Raw genomic sequence first — 15,962 nt, forward strand, 5'->3', positions numbered from 1 at the left:
TGCCGTGCCCACCTTCCCCGCGTATCCGATAGACGCCTATCCGATACCGCCCACCGGTCCGGCCCACGTCGTACTCCGGCATCCACGCTGGTGGCAGCGCACGGGGGTGCGGTACGGCGCGCTGATCACGCTGCTCGCGCTCTCCGGGCTGGTCATCCTCGCGCTCGTCCGTGAACAGACCGGCACGCAAGGGTTCCTGGTCGGGATCTGTCTCGCCGTACTGCCCGTGCCGATGCTCGTCACCGCCTTCCGCTGGCTGGACCGGGTGGAACCCGGACCCTGGCGGAACCTGGTCTTCGCGTTCGCGTGGGGCGCCTGCGCGGCCGCCCTGATAGCCATCGTGGCCAACAGTTTCGCGACCAAGTGGATAGCCACCACCACCGCCGACCCGGCGGGCGCGGACACCCTGGGCGCCATCGTCATAGCGCCCGTCGTCGAGGAGTCCGCCAAGGCCGCGGCCGTCCTCCTCATCTTCCTCTTCCGCAGGCGGGACTTCACCGGGATCGTGGACGGCATGGTGGTGGCGGGGGTCACCGCCACCGGCTTCGCCTTCACCGAGAACATCCTCTATCTCGGCACCGCGTTCGGCACCGACCAGATCACCGGCGGCCACGGCGCCGCCTCCGTCACCGTCGGCACCTTCTTCGTGCGCATCATCATGTCCCCGTTCGCGCACCCCCTGTTCACCGTGCTCACCGGCATCGGCTTCGGCCTCTCCGCGCTCACCGCCCAGCACCGGCGCGCCCGGCGCGTACTGGTGCCGATCGGCGGACTGCTGCTCGCGATGGGCATGCACGCGTTCTGGAACGGCTCCTCGACCTTCGGCCCGTACGGCTTCCTCGCCGTGTACGCGGGGTTCATGGTGCCCGTGTTCGGGCTGCTGATCTGGCTGGCGATCTGGACCCGGCAGAACGAGTTGCGGACCGTGCGCGAGGAACTCCCGGTGTACGTCCTGGCCGGCTGGCTGGGGCTCGCGGAGCCGTTCGCCCTGGGCTCGATGCGGGCCCGGCAGCTGGCCCGCGACTACGCCGGCCACCACCTGGGCAAGCCGGCCGCGCGGGCCGTCGGACACTACGAGAAGAACGCGACGTCACTGGCTCTTCTGCGGCGCCGGGGACGGCGCGGGCAGGCCAACCCCGACTTCGCCGTGCGGGAGCGCGAACTGCTCGCGGAACTGTGGAAGCTGCGGCATGTCGCCCGGCCCGCGATGGAGTACGCGGCGCGGGCCTCGGCACCGGTGCGGATGCCGGTGGCGGTGCCCTGGCCGTCGTACGGGACGCAGGGGGTTCAAGGGATGTACGGCGCACCGGGCGGGTACGGCGGCCAGGGCGTGTACGGCCAGGCGGGGCCGCCGCATCCGGCGCAGCAGCAGTCGCCGCACCCCGTCCACCACCCGTACCACCCCTGACGTCTCGGGCCTCGGGCCTTCAGGCCTGGGGACTCAGGGGTTGAGGCCCTTGCCCCGCAGCCAGGTCATGGGGTCGATGCCGGTGGCCTGGCCGCCGGGGTGGACCTCCAGGTGGAGATGCGGGCCGGTGACGTTGCCGGTGGCGCCGACGCGGCCGATGATCTCGCCCGTGGCGACCTTCTGGCCGGTCTTGACGCTGATCGAGGACTGGTGGCAGAACCACAGCTCGGTGCCGTCGTTGAGGGTGAGGATCGTGCGGTAGCCGTAGGAGCCGGCCCAGCCCGCCTCGGTGATCGTGCCGCTGTGGATGGCCTTGATGAGGGTGCCCGTGGGGGCGGCGAAGTCGAGGCCGGTGTGATAGCCGGACGACCACATGGCGCCGGCCTGGCCGAACGTCGAGGTGATCGTGTACGAGGAGGTCGGCAGCGTGTACTGCTTGGCCAGCTTGGCGAGACGCTCGGCCTCGGCCTGCTTCTTGACCTCGGCGGCCGCCTTCTCCTTGGCGTCGGCCGCCTGGGTCGCCGCCACCTTCTCCGCCTGGGCGGCCGCGGCGAGGATGCGCTGGTCGGCGGCGGCGGTGGCCTTGTTCTCGGCCTGACCCTGCTGCCGTTCGGCCTGCGCCATGATGCGGTTGCGCAGCGCCTCACCGGCGTCGTCGGCGCCCTGGGCGCTGTCGTCGGAGGACACACCGAGAGCGCTGAGCGCGGTGCCGGAGCCCGCGGGGGTCTCCTGGGAGCCGTTGCCGAGCAGGGAATCCACGGAGGGCAGGTCGGGCATGGCGATGGACACCGGCGGCTTCCCGGTGTTGGCGCTGGCCATGCCACCCGCGCCGACGGCGGCTATGACGCCGACGCCGAGAACCGTGGAGCTGCGGGCGAGTCCGCCGCCGCGCTGCTTGGCGACGCGGTGCCGGCCGCGTACCTGCTGAAGGGAATCCTCGGTGGGATTCCACTCCTCCCAGGGGCCCTCGTCGGCGCGGAAGTCGCCGTAGCCGAAGGTCTCGGGATGCCGACTCGGCTCGTACGGGGCTTCAGGGGCAGGCCGGTTGGACGCCACGCGGGCGCACTCCTTTCCTTCCGCCGCCTACCGGGTTAGCTGACGGGTTCGGAGCAGGAAGGTCTCCTACGCGCGTATACCGGCCGTACGAATACGGCGACATCCGCGTGATTCACCCCAAAGTGGTGGTTCCCCGGTTCCCTTGCGGGATTCGGCGCGTGCGCACGGAGCCGCCTTGGCTGACGGCTGGGACGACCGCGCTGCGTTATCGAACGTTAATAGACCCCGAGGCTGGATTCCAAGCCGTTCGGCTTGATCATTACCGTTTCCCTGACGGAAGTTAGGGGTCAGGACCGGTTAAAACCGGGCGAGCTATCCCACCCCGGAAGCCGGAAACTGTCGGACCCCGGGAAACACTCAGGGCCGGAACCCATTCAATGGATTCCGGCCCTGAGCCTTCAGTAGCGGGGACAGGATTTGAACCTGCGACCTCTGGGTTATGAGCCCAGCGAGCTACCGAGCTGCTCCACCCCGCGTCGTTGTTCCTCAAGCATACGCCATGTTCGGAGTGCCGAGCACACGGGTTTATCCAGGGCTTATCCGAGCAGGTGCCGGTTCGGCTCCTGGGCCGCCTCCGCGTACTCGGGCAGCACGACCACGTCCACGCCCTCGCCCGCCAGCAGCCCGCTCCCGTCGGCATCCGTCACGAACGTGTCCGGCTCGCGCCAGGCCGTGACCACGCGCCGTACTCCCGCCGCGAGGATCAGCCGCGCGCAGGGAGCGGGCCGGGACGACCGCCGGGCGCAGGGCTCCAGGCTGGAGTACACGGTGGCGGCCGCCAGCCTCGGATCGGCGGGGTCGATCTTGGCGAGCGCCGCCTCCTCGGCGTGCGCGTGCGGGTCTCCGCCCTCCCGCGAGTGGCCCCGGGCCAGTTCGGTCCCGTCCGCGGCCACCACGACCGCGCCCACACTGAACGCCGTGTCCGAGGGCGGGCACAGTGCGGCCAGCTCGCAGGCGATCCGCGTCCAGTGCCGGTCGGCCGCGGTGACGGACCGCCCGGCGCCGGGCGCGGTCGGCTCGTACCGCATGAGGACGACGTCCTCGATACGGCGGGTCTCCACGAGCCGGAGCCGGCCGCCCTGGTAGCCGCCGGGCCCGAACAGCCGGGGCGCCGCCGGTTCCCCCACGAGCAGCGGGGCGAGCACCAGCTGGAGTTCGTCGGCGAGGCCCGCACGGAGCAGCTGGGTGTGAATGGTGCCGCCGCCCTCGACCATCAGCCGCCGCACCCCGCGCTCCTCGGACAGGTGGGTGAGCAGCGCCCGCCAGTCGAGATCGGCTCCGAGCGGAACGACGTCGGTGGCGAGAGCGAGTTCCCGTGCCCGGTCGGCACCCTTGTCCGTCGTGTAGAGGACCTTCTCGCCGCCGGTGTGCCAGAACTTCGCGTTCGGGTCGAGTTCGCCGGAGGCGCTGACGGTGACCTTGAGCGGGTACTCGGCCCGGCCCGCGGCCACCCGGGCGGAGCGCCGCTCGGGCGAGTAGACGAGGAGCCGCGGGTTGTCGGCGCGAACGGTGCCGGCGCCGATCAGGATGGCGTCGACCGACGCCCGTACCTCGTCGACCCGGTCGAAGTCGGCCGGGGAGGACAGCAGGAGCCGCTCGGGGCCGGTGTCGTCCAGGTAGCCGTCGAGGGAGACGGCGGCGGACAGCAGGACGTACGGGTACGACATCGAGCACCCTCCTTGGTTCAAGTTTGAAACAAACTTACACTGGCGACATGACGACCCGCTGGCTCACCCCCGAGGAACAACGCGCCTGGCGCGCGTACATCGCCGGCAGTCTGCTGCTGGAGGACACCATCGACCGGAACCTCCAGCAGGACACCGGCATGCCACACCTGTACTACTCCATCCTGGCCAACCTCTCCGAGGCACCGGAGGGCGGACTGCGCATGACCGAACTCGCCGAGCAGTCGAAGATCACCCGGAGCCGGCTGACATACGCCGTGGGCCGGCTGGAGAAGGACGGCCTCGTGCGGCGCGAGGGATGCCCGTCGGACAAGCGGGGCAGCATCGCGGTCCTCACCGAGCAGGGGATGGCCGTCCTGGAGCGCGCGGCACCGGGCCATGTGGCGACCGTACGCGCCGCCCTGTTCGACCGCCTCACCCCCGAGCAGGTACGGCAGCTGGAGGAGATCTTCGGCGGGATCGCCGACGCCCTCCAGGCGGACGACGCGCGGAGCGCCCAGGACGACGTGCCGTGGCGGCGGCGCTCACCGAAGCCCTGATCTCCGTTGCTTCAAATTTAAAGCAGAGGTAGGGTTCCCGGCATCCACTGGAACTGCTTCAAATCTGAAACTCCTGGACCCCGGAGACCCCGCATGCCCGACACCCCCGCCGCCACGCCGCGCGCCCGCGTCCGGGTACCGCTGCGCTTCCACGACGGTTACCGCGTCGACGCCGACCTCGTCACCTTCCACGGACTGACGGACGGCCAGGAACACCTCGCCATCGTCCTCGGCGACCCCGGGCCCGTCCCACTGGTCCGGCTGCACTCCGAGTGCCTGACCGGAGACGTCCTCGGCTCGGCCCGCTGCGACTGCGGCCCCCAGCTCCGCGAAGCCGTGGAACGCATCGCCGAGCACGGCGGCGTCCTGCTCTACCTCCGCCAGGAGGGCCGCGGCATCGGCCTCTACAACAAGCTGGACGCCTACGCCCTCCAGGACCAGGGCCTGGACACCTACGAGGCCAACGCCGCCCTCGGCCTCCCCGAGGACGCCCGCGACTACACCGCCGCCGCCCAGATGCTCCACGCCCTCGGCATCGCGGAACTGGACCTCCTCTCCAACAACCCCGACAAGGCGGAACAACTCCGCACCCTCGGCGTCTCCGTACGCGACCGCGTCCCGACCGGCGTCTTCACCACCCCCCACAACGTCCGCTACCTCCGCGCAAAGGTCCTCCAGACACAGCACACGCTGCCACTGGGCGAGCTCACGGAAATGGCGGAACTGACGGAGCGGAACGCGGGCTGAGCCGGCCGGCAGCCGCGGCTCAGCCGTGCGCCCGTGCCGTGAGGTAGGGGTCGCTGCGCAGGACTTCACGGCTGCCGAGCAGGGTGCCGACCGCCAGACCGAGCGCGGGCAGCACAACCGCCGCAGCCGCCCAGGCAGGCCCGGGCAGGGCGTCCGTGAGGCCGATCGGCAGCCCGAGCACGGCGCTGAGCGGACCGGCCAGAAGCACCGAGAGACCGGTGCCGACGACCGCACCGACCACACCCGCCACACCACCGGAGAGAACGGCCTCACCGAGCAGGATCCGGCGCAGCTCGGGACGGCCGGACCCCAGAATCCGCAGGACGGCGAACTGACCGAGCCGTGCACGCGCGCTGTCCGCGGCCCGGACGGCACCGAGCCCGATGGCGGCCAGGGCCAGAACGAGAACCCCCGCGCGCATGGCGAGATCCGCCACACCGAACAGACCGGGAAGGTTGCGGACCCGGTCGGAGACCGGAGACGCCGAGAACCCGGCGGCCTGCAGTGACCTGGTGACGGCGGCCACCTGCCGCTGGTGCCCGACCACTACGACAGCGGACTGCGCGCCCTCTCTGTCCCGGAAGACCCCGGGGTCCTGGCCGGCACGTGCCGCGGCGAGCAACGCGGCGGTGTCCTCCGAGAGATAGGCGACCCCCGGTCCGTCGACCTGCCACGCCGGGTCGTACAGGGCGACGATCTTCAACTTGATCACGGCGGTGGTACCGGACGCGCCCCCGGTCGCCCTGGTGTACCCGAAGGCGACGGTCCGGCCGAGCAGCGGGGCGAAGTCGGTGCCCTGCGCGGCCGCGGGGACCACGACCTCGCCCGGCCCGAGCCGCGCGGGGATCCCGCCCCCGGTGACGGGCAGTTCGTCGCCCGGTGTCAGAGTGCGGCTGGTCAGGTCGTACGTCCCGTCCTCCTCGGCGTACAGCACCGAGGAGTAGTCGGCGACCACCCGCCGGACACCCGGCACATGCGCCGCGTCCCGCAGCGCCGAGGTGGTCAGCGGACGGACCGACGCGTCGCCCTCGAACGAGGAGAGCTCGATCTGGGTGAGCCCGCCCGAGCCCAGGACGTCCCGCTCGACGGCCCCGGCGGCACCGGCCGCCGCACCGGCGGAGGTGGTCAGCAGCGCGGCCAGAACGGTGAGGGTGGGCAGGGCCCTGCGCAAGGAACGTCCGTCGCGCCGCCAGGTGTAGAGGCTCCAGCGGCTCATCCCAGCTTCTCCTTACCGGGGTTGCCCGCGTTACCTGGCCCACCGGCGTTCTCCCTGGCGGTGGCGGACAGCACTCCCCCGTCGAGCACATGGCGCCGGTCGCAGGCCCCGGCGACCGTGGGGTCGTGGGTGACGAGCAGTACGGCCGCGCCCTGTTCGGCACAGGCGCGCAGGGATTTCAGCACGGAGTCCGCGGTCCTCGGGTCGAGGCCGGAGGTCGGCTCGTCGGCCAGGACGAGCACCGGCTGCTTCACCGCAGCGCGGGCCACGGCGATCCGTTGCCGCTGACCTCCGGAGAGTTCGGTCACCGGGCGGTCGGCAAGGTCGCCCATGCCGAGGGCCCCGAGCAGGTCACGGGCCGCGGTGCGGTGGCGGGCGAGACGGGGGCCGAAGGCGGCGGCGACGTTCTCCCAGGCGTTGAGGAAGGCCAGCAGGCCCAGGTCCTGCAGGACGATGCCGATGGAGCGTCGGCGCAGCTGGTCCCGCTCGGCCTGGGACAGGGAGCGGGTGTCCACGCCCACGATGCTCAGGGAACCGGCGGTCGGCGAAAGGATCAGCCCGAGTACGGCCAGCAGCGTGCTCTTGCCCGAGCCCGAAGGTCCCTCGACGGCGGCCGTCTCACCCGCTTCGAGGGTGAGGTCCGCGCAGGTCAGGCCATCGCCGGAGGCGTAACCGAAGGCCAGGCCCTCGGCCACGACGGCGGGCGGGGAGGCGGTGTTCATGGGGCGGGGGTCCTTCCGCGGTAAGGGCCGGAGCGATTCAGGCGAGCAGGTAGTAGGCGGCTCTGGTGGCATCCGCGGAGGCGGCACCGCCCGGTGAGGGGGCGTACAGGTCCGGGTGGCTCGCGTCGCGATAGCGCTTCAGCAGGCCGGGAATCTCGTCCCACAACGACTGCGGAACGTCCCGGTCACAGGCGAGGGCGGCCTGCACGAGATCGGAGGCGGTCAGCAGGTCCCCTGTCCGCAGCGCCTGGCGGGCCCGTGCCACGAGATCGACTCCCCTGGTGAGCTGTTTCGCCTGCGCCTCACACCCCGCGTCGGCGAGGACCACCGCGATACGCAGAGAGCGGGAAGAGAGCCTGTCGACCTCCCCTTTCCCTTCGGGTAGCTCGACGGAGGTGCGCGGACAGCCCAGGCCGAACTCGGCACGCGCTGCCATGGCGCCGTACCAGCCATGCTGGTTCTCCGTCGTGAGGCGGCCCGGTACCTTCAGCCCGGCCGCCTCCTTGGCGCTCTTGTCGGCCTGCGGTCCGCAGGCCAGAGTCAGCCGGTGGCACGTCATGGCGAGCAGGGCCCGGTCGGAGGGATCGAGTCCCGGATCCGAACCGAGCTGCTTCAGGCGCTTCTTCAGCCAGTCCGGCGCGTGCTTCTGCTGGGCAGCGGCGGTAAGGGCCCGCGCGGCGTTGTAGGTGGCGGTGAGCGTGCCCAGCTGGGCCGGGGACTTGGCGACCAGACCGTCGGGCCGGATGCTCCCCACCGGGGCGGGCAGCGCCTCCGACGACCGGGCGGCGCCGATGGTGAGCGCACGCCGGACCACCCAGCGCGTCTGGGTGTCGGAGTCCCGCAGGGAGGGCAGCAGACAGGCCCGCGTCTGCCGCGTCAACTGCCCGCGCAGCAGGGCCGACGCCGCCCGCTGGATCGGGTCGGACCCACCGCAGCCGGCCGTCATGAGCTCATCGGAGCCCCTCAGGGCCCGCGTGGCAGGGGCCCGCACCCCGACCGCTCGCAACGCCTCGACGGCGTAGAGGACCGGGAGGGGTTCGGCTGTGCGCGCGGTGTCGGCCACGAGACGGGCCAAGGCGGTGCGGGGCATCTCGTCGGCGTGGCCCAGGCACGTCAAGACCTGCAAAAAGGCGGCTCGCGTGGCGAGCGAGGTGAGGGCGTCATCCTCTTTGTCCGGTGCGCGCAGATACGCGAGCGCCTCGCTCTCCGCCTCGCGGCGGATACCGGCCCGTTCCAGGATCGTGGCCGCACCGGCCGCGCCGGCCGCATCGGGTCCCTCTGGCTCCTCGGGTCCCGCCAGCGCCAGGCACACGTAGTGCGCCCGCCAGGCTGGGGTATCCAGGATCTCGGAACGGACGAGATCCGCCAGGGCATCCGGACGGATCCCGGGTACCGGCTCGCCGGGCCGGTGGCCTGTGGGCAGTGCGGCCTCCCGGCGCCCGTACGCGGTCGGATACAGCGCGGGATCCCGCCCCACATCCGCCCGCCCCGCCCGTACGAGATCATTCGCCCCGCGTAGGGCTCCGAGCTGCTCGGCCAGGCCACCACCGGGCGGGGCTGGCCGGTCCACCGTCCCGCCGCCGACCATCGAGACGCCCAGGGCCGCTGTGGCGACGGCCGCCGCGGCGAGGGCGAGCATACGGCCGCGCCGCCCCGCGCCCTCCTGGAGGAAGCTGTTCCTCATGCGGATCGTCAGTCGTTCGCGCAGGCAGAAGCGAACGCCTTGACACCGGACTTGAAGGCACCGCCGTCGGAACAGGTGATGATGCTCGTGTTGAGCGAGCCGCCGGGATCGGCGATTCCGCTGATGTCGGCGATCCAGGTGTTCTCGTTGGTCCAGCTGACCTGGCGGGTGTTCTCACTCACGTACGTACCGCTCGGGCTCAGGGAGAGCGTGGCCTGCCAGCCGCTGGCCTTCACGGTCGCCACATTGGTGATCTTGCTGACCTTGTATTTCGCGCCACCCTTCATGGCCTTGGTGGACGTCTTGAAGGAGCACTTGTCGGCGTAGGCGTTGCACTGCCAGGCGTTGACCTGGACCGTCGCGCCCGTGCCGGGCAGCGGCGTCGATCCGGTGTCGGACAGGGCCGTCGCCGGAGCAGCCGTCCCGGTCAGCAGAACCACGACAAGCCCGCTGGTCAGCAGAGTCCTCTTCACTCGCTCTTTCCCCGTGTTCATGGCGCGCGTCCACAGCTCGCCGCTGGCGACAAGGTGTCAGACACCGCATGTCAGGGTAATTCCGGCGAGTGGCCGAAATCCGACGCACGCACAGCCGACGGGCACACCGGCGACAGGTGGCGGAACGTTGGGCCGCCACGCGAACCGACTCTCCACGGAAAGTCGGCAGACTCGATCCGGCCACTGGGGAGTCGACCCCATTCACTCTTCAGCGGGACATCACGCGCACGCAAAAGGACCCCGGCTCGGTCTGCGGTGAGCTGGGGTCCTTCGAAGCGGCTGCCGAAGCGGTGTGCTGCTCGGAGCTAGCTTGCCTTGCGGCGATCGGTGCCCGGGTCCGGGGCGGATGACTGCGCATCCTCGATCGGGAAGGTCGCGTTCTCCCCGAAGTCGGGGGCCTGGAAGGGGTTCGTCGTCGGAGGCGGCGATACCGCGGCGGCGTGGCGCGGCATCCCTTCCGGAGCGGAGAACGGTGAGGTCAGGTCGATGAGAGGTCTTCCATTCGTTACAGGGCCATGAGGAGAGCCGTCGTGCCGTAACCGGGCACCGTGGTTCTACAGCTTGCTCATCTTGGAGTACGGGCTCAGGATCCGCTCTCGCACCGAACCGAAATCGACAAGCGCTGCGATTCCATCCTCGATGCCGATCACTCGGCCCAGGCCGTACATGTCGTGGGTGACCTGGTCGCCCACCGCGAAATGCTTGCGGGGCGGCGCGACCGGGGCCTTGAAGGGGCTGGTGGGCAAATAGCGCTTCGGCGCGGCTGGCTTCGTCATTAGCACCAGTATGCGCCTGCGTGTCGCCTCTCGCGGCGGCCGTCACGCTTTCGTTGTGCGACATATGCCTGCCCAGGACCGCGATCACCCACGTCGAAGGGCCCCGCTTTCCAGCTGTTCGTGTGATTGTCCAGCGGGGGGACCTGCACGTTCGACGGAATGCCCCGCTACTGGGCGTCCGGCTCCGCGGACCGGGCGGCGGCTCGTACGAGGTTCTGCTCCAGGCGTTCCAGGGTGGCGAGAGCGTCGGCGCACTCGCCGTCCGAGAGGCCGGTGGTCGAGATGTCCTCGAGTTGGCTCCAGACCCGCTCCACCTCCCGGCGCAGGGCGTGGCTGGCCGCCGTCGGTTCGATGAGCGAGGCGCGCCGGTCGGTGGGCGAGGGGCGGCGGCGGACGAAACCGGCCTGTTCGAGGCGGCGGACGGTGCGGGTCATCGTGGCGGCGTCGGAGTCCAGCAGGCGCACCAGGTCGATCTGGCGCTGGGGGCCGAGTTCCCAGAGGTGCATCATGACCAGCTCCTGGCCCGGGTGCAGGCCGATGCGGCGTAGTAGCTGCCCCGCGAACATGCGATGCAGGCGGGCCAGCCGGAAGATCGCGTGACTGATCGGTCCGCTGCCGGCCGCGCCGGGGACCGGCACGGTGGCTTCCTGTTCCGTCAGCTCGGGACCCGGCCCGGCTTCAGGCATGGACTCGGCCATCTCTTCCCCACTTTCCTGTTTGAGCAGGAGGACTCTACCTTCCGCCGAGGTCCCCCGTGGTCGCCCCACCTGTCCAGTGGCGCGCAGGGCCAGCTGCGCCCGTGTTACTTGCTTCACTTTTGAGCTCGGCGAGCGGATCGATGGCGTTTACTGTCCGGACAAGTGATTTACTTGTTCAGACAGTAAAGAAGGAGGACCTCCATGACCACCGCATTCGATCCGATCGTCCTCGGCGGCACCCGCCTCGCGAACCGCGTCGTGATGGCACCGATGACCCGCAGCCGTGCCTACGGCCCGGGCGCGGAGCCGACGGAGCTGATGGCGACGTACTACGCGCAGCGAGCCGGCGCCGGTCTGGTCGTCACCGAGGGCATCCAGCCCTCGGCCGTCGGCCAGGGCTACCCCGACACCCCCGGCCTGCACACGCCGGGTCAGGTGCGGGCCTGGCGGACCGTGACCGACGCCGTGCACCGCGAGGGAGGGGTGATCTTCGCGCAGCTGATGCACACCGGCCGGATCGGTCACCCGAGCCTGCTGCCCGACGGCCTGACGCCGGTGGGCCCGTCGGCCGTGGCCGCCCAGGGCCGGGTCTACACCCACCAGGGGCCGCTCGGATTCGTCACGCCGAAGGAGCTGAGCGAGGCGGAGATCCGGCAGACCGTCGCCGACTTCACGACCGCGGCACGCAACGCCGTCGAGGCCGGGTTCGACGGGGTGGAGATCCACGGCGCCAACGGCTATCTGGTCCACCAGTTCCTCGCGGACAACACCAACCACCGCACCGACGCCTGGGGCGGCACCACCGAGGGCCGGATCCGCTTCGCCGTCGAGGTCGTCACGGCCGTGACCGAGGCGATCGGCGCCCAGCGGGTCGGTCTGCGGATCTCGCCCGGGAACCGGTTCAACGACATCGTCGAGGACAACCCGGGCGAGGTCTACGGGGCACTGCTGGAGCGGCTCGCCGTTCTCGATCTCGCCTATCTGCACCTCATGGAGGGCCCTGACTCCGCGCTGACCTCGCAGCTGCGCAAGGAGTGGCCCGGCACGTTCGTCCTCAACCCGTTCACCCACCCCGAGGTCACCGGCCCGGACGCGCTCGGGCTGATCGAGGACGGAAGCGCGGACATGGTGGCCTACGGGGCGCTGTTCCTCGCCAACCCCGACCTGCCCCGGCGTCTGGCGGTCGGCGGCCCGTTCAACGCCCCGGACCAGTCCACCTTCTACGGCGGCGACCACCGCGGCTACACCGACTACCCCACCCTCACCGCCTGAGCGGCAACCCCGTCGACGCGGCCCCTACCTGGGAGTTCCTGATGTCCAAAGCGATCACCTTCTCCGAATACGGCACGCCCGAGGTGCTCCGGCTGTCGGAGGTCACCCCGCCGGAGCCCGGACCGGGCCAGGTCCGGATCCGGGTCCGAGCCGCCTCCGTGAATCCCCTCGACATGAAGATCCGCTCCGGCCTGATGGCCGCCGCCGTCCCCGCCCGCTTCCCCGTGATCCCCGGCCTGGACGCGGCCGGTGTCGTCGACGCCGTCGGCGAGGGAGCCGACGCGGCCGTGGGCGACGAGGTCCTCGGCGCCACCGTGGGCGGCGGCTACAGCGAGTACGCGCTGCTGGAGCGGCCGGTCGACAAGCCCGCGGCGCTGTCGTGGGAGGTCGCCGCATCGCTGGTGACGGTGGCCCGGACCGCGTTCCGCGTCCTCGGACAGCTGGGTGTGCGCGAGGGGCAGACCCTGCTCGTCCACGGGGCCGGCGGCAGCGTGGGCACCGTCGCGGTGCAGCTGGCCGTCGCCCGCGGCATCACCGTCGTCGCGACGGCCGGCGAGCACGACGACGAGCGGATCACCGCGCTCGGAGCCACCACCGTCCGCTACGGCGACGGCTGGGTGCAGCGGGTGAAGAGCGCGGCGCCGCAGGGGGTCGACTCCGTCTTCGACGCCTCCGGCGCCGGTGTACTCGCCGACTCCGTCGCCCTGACCGGCGAGAGCGCGCACGTCATCACCATCGCCGACATGTCGGCCGCGCAGCACGGCGTCCGTTTCAGTGCCGGTGGTGACGACCAGGCCGAGGACTCCCTGCCGCAGCTGGTCCGGTTGGCCGCCGCCGGCATGCTCACCCTGCCCGTCTGGCGGACCTACCCGCTCGAACAGGCCGCCACCGCGCACGCCGACCTGGAAGCCCACCGCAACCGGGGCAAGGCCGTCCTGCTGCCCTGACCTCCCCCGTTCCGCCGCCGCGCCCGCAGGAAGTGGACGCGGCGGCCCCGGGGCCGCGGCCGGCTCATCACCAACTTCCCCGGCCGGCACAGTGCCTGAGTGACCCACTGATTCTCCGGACGGCGCCCGCGCCGGCAGTACATGTACGACCGCATCGCGGTCGGCGAGCTGCCGGCGCGGGCGCCGTTCGTCTGAGGCGGCCTGCTTCGGCCTGCTCCGGCTCCGAAAACAAGGCGGCGCCCGGGTCAGCCGAAGCCGACCCGGGCGCCGCGTAGCAGGTCAGAGGGGACAGCCCCTCCCCCGCAGCCGTAGGCCCTGTGGGACTCGAACCCACAACCAATGGATTAAAAGTCCACTGCTCTGCCAATTGAGCTAAGGGCCCAGGCGATGTTGCCTACCCGAGCATAGCCCGACCGGGCCGTGTCTCCGATCGGGTATCCGGGACACGGCCGAGTCGGGCGTCAGATCACATGGTGTCAGCCGTTGCGCTTCCAGCGCGGCTTGTCGTCACGGCGGCCGAACGAGCCGGTGCCACGGTGGTCGTCGCGGCGGGCGTGCGGGCGGTCGTGGCCGCCGGAGCGGAAGCCGGGGCGGTCGTCGCGACGGTCGCGGTTGAACGGGCGGTCGCTGCCACGGTGTCCGGCGGCGCGGTCGTCACGGCGGAAGCCGGGGCGGTCGTCACGACGCTCGAAGTTACGGCTGCCGCGGTCACGGTCCTCGAAGTTGCGGCCACCGCGGTCGCGGTCACGGTCGCGGTCGAAGGGGCGGCGGTCGTCGCGACGGTCGTCACGACGCTCGAAGCCACGGCCACCACGGTCGTCACGACGCTCGAAGCCCCGCCCGCCACGGTCGTCACGACGCTCGAAGTTGCGGCCACCGCGGTCGCGGTCACGGTCGCGGTCGAAGGGGCGGCGGTCGTCGCGACGGTCGTCACGACGCTCGAAGCCACGGCCACCACGGTCGTCACGGCGCTCGAAGCCCCGCCCGCCACGGTCGTCACGACGCTCGAAGTTGCGGTCGTCACGGCGCTCGCGCCGCTCGTACGGTGCCTGCGCCGCCGGGCGCTCGGCGCGGTCCACGTCCTGGGCGGCCGGCTGCTCGGGCACGGAGGCCTCAAGTACGGCCGCCGCCTGGGCCTCGGCCACCGCGGCCTCCGGGTCCTCGCCACGCTCACGCGCGACGCGGGCCACCAGCCGGTCGGCCTCCTCGCGCAGCTCGGACGCACGGCGCTGCGCACGCTCCAGCTCCTTGGTGAGGTGGGAGACCTCACGCTCGGCCTGCTGAGCCGCGTTCCCGGCGGACTCCGCCTGGACCTCGGTCATCGACCGGGCACCGGTGATCTCGGCGACCTCCGGGTCGAAGGCGGCGCCGCCCTGGATGATGTGACGCCCGGCGTCGACGCCCGCGTCCTCCATCAGCCGGAAGATCTGGCGGCGCTGGTGCGGGAGGGAGAGCGAGACGACCGTGCCGGTGCGGCCGGCGCGGGCCGTACGGCCGGCGCGGTGCAGGTAGTCCTTGTGGTCGCCCGCCGGGTCCACGTTCAGGACCAGGTCGATGCCGTCGACGTGGATACCGCGCGCGGCGACGTCGGTGGCGACCAGGACGTTGACGTAGCCGTCCTTGAAGTCGGCCAGGGTGCGGGTGCGCGCGCCCTGGGTCATGCCGCCGTGCAGCGCGTCGGCCTTCACGCCCGCGTCGCGCAGCTGCTCGGCGACACGGTCGGCGCCCAGCTGGGTGCGGACGAAGATGATGGTGCGGCCCTTGCGGGAGGCGATCGCGGCAGTGACCGGCGCCTTGTCCTTGGGCTTCACGATCAGGATGTGGTGGGACATCGTCGTGACCGCGCCCTGCGCCGCGTCCACCTCGTGCGAGACCGGCGAGGTGAGGTAGCGGTCGACGAGGGTCTTGATCTCGTTCTCCATGGTCGCGGAGAACAGCATCCGCTGGCCGCCCGACGGAACCTGGTCGAGCAGCTCGGTGACCTCGGGCATGAAGCCCAGGTCGGACATCTGGTCGGCCTCGTCCAGGACGGCGATCCGCACGTCCTCCAGGGAGCAGGCGCCGCGGTTGATGATGTCGCGCAGTCGGCCCGGGGTCGCGACGAGGATGTCGACGCCGCGCTCCAGGGCGTAGATCTGGTTGCCCATCGACGTACCGCCGCAGACGACCTTCATCTTCAGGCCGAGGACGTCGCCGTAGGGCTGGAGGGCGTCCGCCACCTGCATGGCCAGCTCACGGGTCGGCGTGAGGATGACGGCGCGCGGGCGCTTCTTCTCGGTGCGGCCGCCGGCCAGCATGGCCAGGGTCGGCAGGCCGAAGGAGAGGGTCTTGCCGGAGCCGGTGCGGCCACGGCCGAGGATGTCCTTGCCGAGCAGGGCGTCCGGGATGGTCGCGGCCTGGATCGGGAACGGGACGGTCACGCCGTTCTGCGCGAGCTTGCGCACCACGCCCTCGGGCAGCCCGAGGTCGGCGAACGTGATTTCAGGGGTGTCGATGTCAGCGGCGTCGGCGGTGTCGGCCGACTCGGTGATCTCGGCCGACGTGTCGTGGGCCGACTCGCGGTCCGGGAACTCGTCCTCGGACACGACGATGTGATCAGTGCTGGAAACGGACATGCGAATGCGAAACCTTCCGGAGTCTGTTCGGCACGCGCCCGTCAACTCCGTGTTTCGCAATACGACCGCCTCTATGCGGTCAGCCACGGCAAGGGAGAGAACG

The 15,962-nt window shown here is 71.3% G+C and carries 14 protein-coding genes, 2 tRNA genes and 1 riboswitch; of the genes, 5 read left to right on the forward strand and 11 right to left on the reverse strand.

Features of this window, described 5'->3' with window-relative positions; genetic code table 11:
• Positions 1-4: 4 nt before the first annotated feature.
• Complete coding sequence (locus tag ACIPK3_RS29085) at positions 5-1,408, forward strand: PrsW family intramembrane metalloprotease (RefSeq protein WP_402574398.1); 1,404 nt, start codon at positions 5-7, stop codon at positions 1,406-1,408.
• A 33-nt stretch (positions 1,409-1,441) separates the two neighbouring features.
• Here the strand turns inward: ACIPK3_RS29085 and ACIPK3_RS29090 are convergent, their stop codons facing one another.
• The 3 genes from ACIPK3_RS29090 to ACIPK3_RS29100 all read right to left on the reverse strand — a co-directional run bounded on the left by ACIPK3_RS29090 (position 1,442) and on the right by ACIPK3_RS29100 (position 4,131).
• Positions 1,442-2,464, reverse strand: coding sequence for a M23 family metallopeptidase (locus ACIPK3_RS29090; protein WP_402574400.1), 1,023 nt, complete (start codon positions 2,462-2,464; stop codon positions 1,442-1,444).
• 7 nt (positions 2,465-2,471) lie between these two features.
• Positions 2,472-2,631, reverse strand: a riboswitch (cyclic di-AMP (ydaO/yuaA leader).
• A 235-nt stretch (positions 2,632-2,866) separates the two neighbouring features.
• Positions 2,867-2,940: transfer RNA gene (locus ACIPK3_RS29095), tRNA-Met, on the reverse strand.
• A gap of 60 nt (positions 2,941-3,000) precedes the next feature.
• The gene (locus ACIPK3_RS29100) at positions 3,001-4,131 is read right to left on the reverse strand and encodes a dihydrofolate reductase family protein (RefSeq protein ID WP_402574402.1); all 1,131 of its coding nucleotides are present in this window, start codon (positions 4,129-4,131) and stop codon (positions 3,001-3,003) included.
• A gap of 47 nt (positions 4,132-4,178) precedes the next feature.
• Here ACIPK3_RS29100 and ACIPK3_RS29105 point away from each other — a divergent pair, with 47 nt between their 5' ends.
• Complete coding sequence (locus ACIPK3_RS29105; protein ID WP_402574403.1) at positions 4,179-4,688, forward strand: MarR family winged helix-turn-helix transcriptional regulator; 510 nt, start codon at positions 4,179-4,181, stop codon at positions 4,686-4,688.
• Positions 4,689-4,781: 93 nt separating this feature from the next.
• The gene (gene ribA / locus ACIPK3_RS29110) at positions 4,782-5,435 is read left to right on the forward strand and encodes a GTP cyclohydrolase II (protein ID WP_402574405.1); all 654 of its coding nucleotides are present in this window, start codon (positions 4,782-4,784) and stop codon (positions 5,433-5,435) included.
• A gap of 19 nt (positions 5,436-5,454) precedes the next feature.
• Here the strand turns inward: ribA and ACIPK3_RS29115 are convergent, their stop codons facing one another.
• The 6 genes from ACIPK3_RS29115 to ACIPK3_RS29140 form a co-directional block, all read right to left on the reverse strand.
• A complete protein-coding gene (locus ACIPK3_RS29115) occupies positions 5,455-6,651 on the reverse strand; it encodes an FtsX-like permease family protein (RefSeq protein WP_402574407.1) in 1,197 nt (398 codons plus the stop codon).
• Entirely contained in the window at positions 6,648-7,373 is a 726-nt protein-coding gene (locus ACIPK3_RS29120; RefSeq protein ID WP_402574408.1) for an ABC transporter ATP-binding protein, read from the reverse strand. The genes ACIPK3_RS29115 and ACIPK3_RS29120 overlap by 4 nt, the downstream gene beginning before the upstream one ends.
• A 37-nt stretch (positions 7,374-7,410) precedes the next feature.
• Positions 7,411-9,057: a hypothetical protein gene (locus tag ACIPK3_RS29125; protein WP_402574409.1), complete on the reverse strand. Its 1,647-nt coding sequence runs from the start codon at positions 9,055-9,057 to the stop codon at positions 7,411-7,413.
• A gap of 8 nt (positions 9,058-9,065) precedes the next feature.
• Positions 9,066-9,530, reverse strand: a complete 465-nt coding sequence (locus ACIPK3_RS29130) for a hypothetical protein (RefSeq protein WP_402574411.1) — start codon at positions 9,528-9,530, stop codon at positions 9,066-9,068.
• Positions 9,531-10,105: 575 nt separating this feature from the next.
• Positions 10,106-10,327 (reverse strand): hypothetical protein, encoded by a 222-nt coding sequence (locus ACIPK3_RS29135; RefSeq protein ID WP_402574412.1) that lies wholly within the window; start codon positions 10,325-10,327, stop codon positions 10,106-10,108.
• Positions 10,328-10,494: 167 nt separating this feature from the next.
• On the reverse strand, positions 10,495-11,025 hold the full coding sequence (locus ACIPK3_RS29140; RefSeq protein WP_402574414.1) for a MarR family winged helix-turn-helix transcriptional regulator: 531 nt from the start codon (positions 11,023-11,025) through the stop codon (positions 10,495-10,497).
• Between the two features lie 201 nt (positions 11,026-11,226).
• Here ACIPK3_RS29140 and ACIPK3_RS29145 point away from each other — a divergent pair, with 201 nt between their 5' ends.
• Together ACIPK3_RS29145 and ACIPK3_RS29150 are read left to right on the forward strand one after the other, a co-directional pair.
• Positions 11,227-12,297: an alkene reductase gene (locus tag ACIPK3_RS29145; protein ID WP_402574416.1), complete on the forward strand. Its 1,071-nt coding sequence runs from the start codon at positions 11,227-11,229 to the stop codon at positions 12,295-12,297.
• A 41-nt stretch (positions 12,298-12,338) separates the two neighbouring features.
• Positions 12,339-13,244 carry an NADP-dependent oxidoreductase gene (locus ACIPK3_RS29150; protein WP_402574417.1) on the forward strand — a complete coding sequence of 302 codons (906 nt, stop codon included), beginning with the start codon at positions 12,339-12,341 and terminating at the stop codon, positions 13,242-13,244.
• Between the two features lie 309 nt (positions 13,245-13,553).
• Here the strand turns inward: ACIPK3_RS29150 and ACIPK3_RS29155 are convergent.
• A tRNA-Lys gene (locus ACIPK3_RS29155) sits at positions 13,554-13,626 on the reverse strand.
• A gap of 94 nt (positions 13,627-13,720) precedes the next feature.
• Positions 13,721-15,859, reverse strand: coding sequence for a DEAD/DEAH box helicase (locus ACIPK3_RS29160; RefSeq protein ID WP_402574419.1), 2,139 nt, complete (start codon positions 15,857-15,859; stop codon positions 13,721-13,723).
• Positions 15,860-15,962: the final 103 nt, after the last annotated feature.

Source organism: Streptomyces sp. NPDC086787 (assembly GCF_044745865.1).
In the GTDB taxonomy this organism is placed as follows: Bacteria; Actinomycetota; Actinomycetes; order Streptomycetales; family Streptomycetaceae; genus Streptomyces.

Excerpts from the sequence above, each read along its gene's own strand:
- ACIPK3_RS29135 (WP_402574412.1), bottom strand. The coding sequence starts at position 10,327 with ATGACGAAGCCAGCCGCGCCGAAGCGCTATTTGCCCACCAGCCCCTTC.
- ribA (WP_402574405.1), top strand. The coding sequence starts at position 4,782 with ATGCCCGACACCCCCGCCGCCACGCCGCGCGCCCGCGTCCGGGTACCG.
- ACIPK3_RS29145 (WP_402574416.1), top strand. The coding sequence starts at position 11,227 with ATGACCACCGCATTCGATCCGATCGTCCTCGGCGGCACCCGCCTCGCG.
- ACIPK3_RS29125 (WP_402574409.1), bottom strand. The coding sequence starts at position 9,057 with ATGAGGAACAGCTTCCTCCAGGAGGGCGCGGGGCGGCGCGGCCGTATG.
- ACIPK3_RS29150 (WP_402574417.1), top strand. The coding sequence starts at position 12,339 with ATGTCCAAAGCGATCACCTTCTCCGAATACGGCACGCCCGAGGTGCTC.
- ACIPK3_RS29115 (WP_402574407.1), bottom strand. The coding sequence starts at position 6,651 with ATGAGCCGCTGGAGCCTCTACACCTGGCGGCGCGACGGACGTTCCTTG.
- ACIPK3_RS29120 (WP_402574408.1), bottom strand. The coding sequence starts at position 7,373 with ATGAACACCGCCTCCCCGCCCGCCGTCGTGGCCGAGGGCCTGGCCTTC.
- ACIPK3_RS29140 (WP_402574414.1), bottom strand. The coding sequence starts at position 11,025 with ATGGCCGAGTCCATGCCTGAAGCCGGGCCGGGTCCCGAGCTGACGGAA.
- ACIPK3_RS29105 (WP_402574403.1), top strand. The coding sequence starts at position 4,179 with ATGACGACCCGCTGGCTCACCCCCGAGGAACAACGCGCCTGGCGCGCG.
- ACIPK3_RS29100 (WP_402574402.1), bottom strand. The coding sequence starts at position 4,131 with ATGTCGTACCCGTACGTCCTGCTGTCCGCCGCCGTCTCCCTCGACGGC.
- ACIPK3_RS29160 (WP_402574419.1), bottom strand. The coding sequence starts at position 15,859 with ATGTCCGTTTCCAGCACTGATCACATCGTCGTGTCCGAGGACGAGTTC.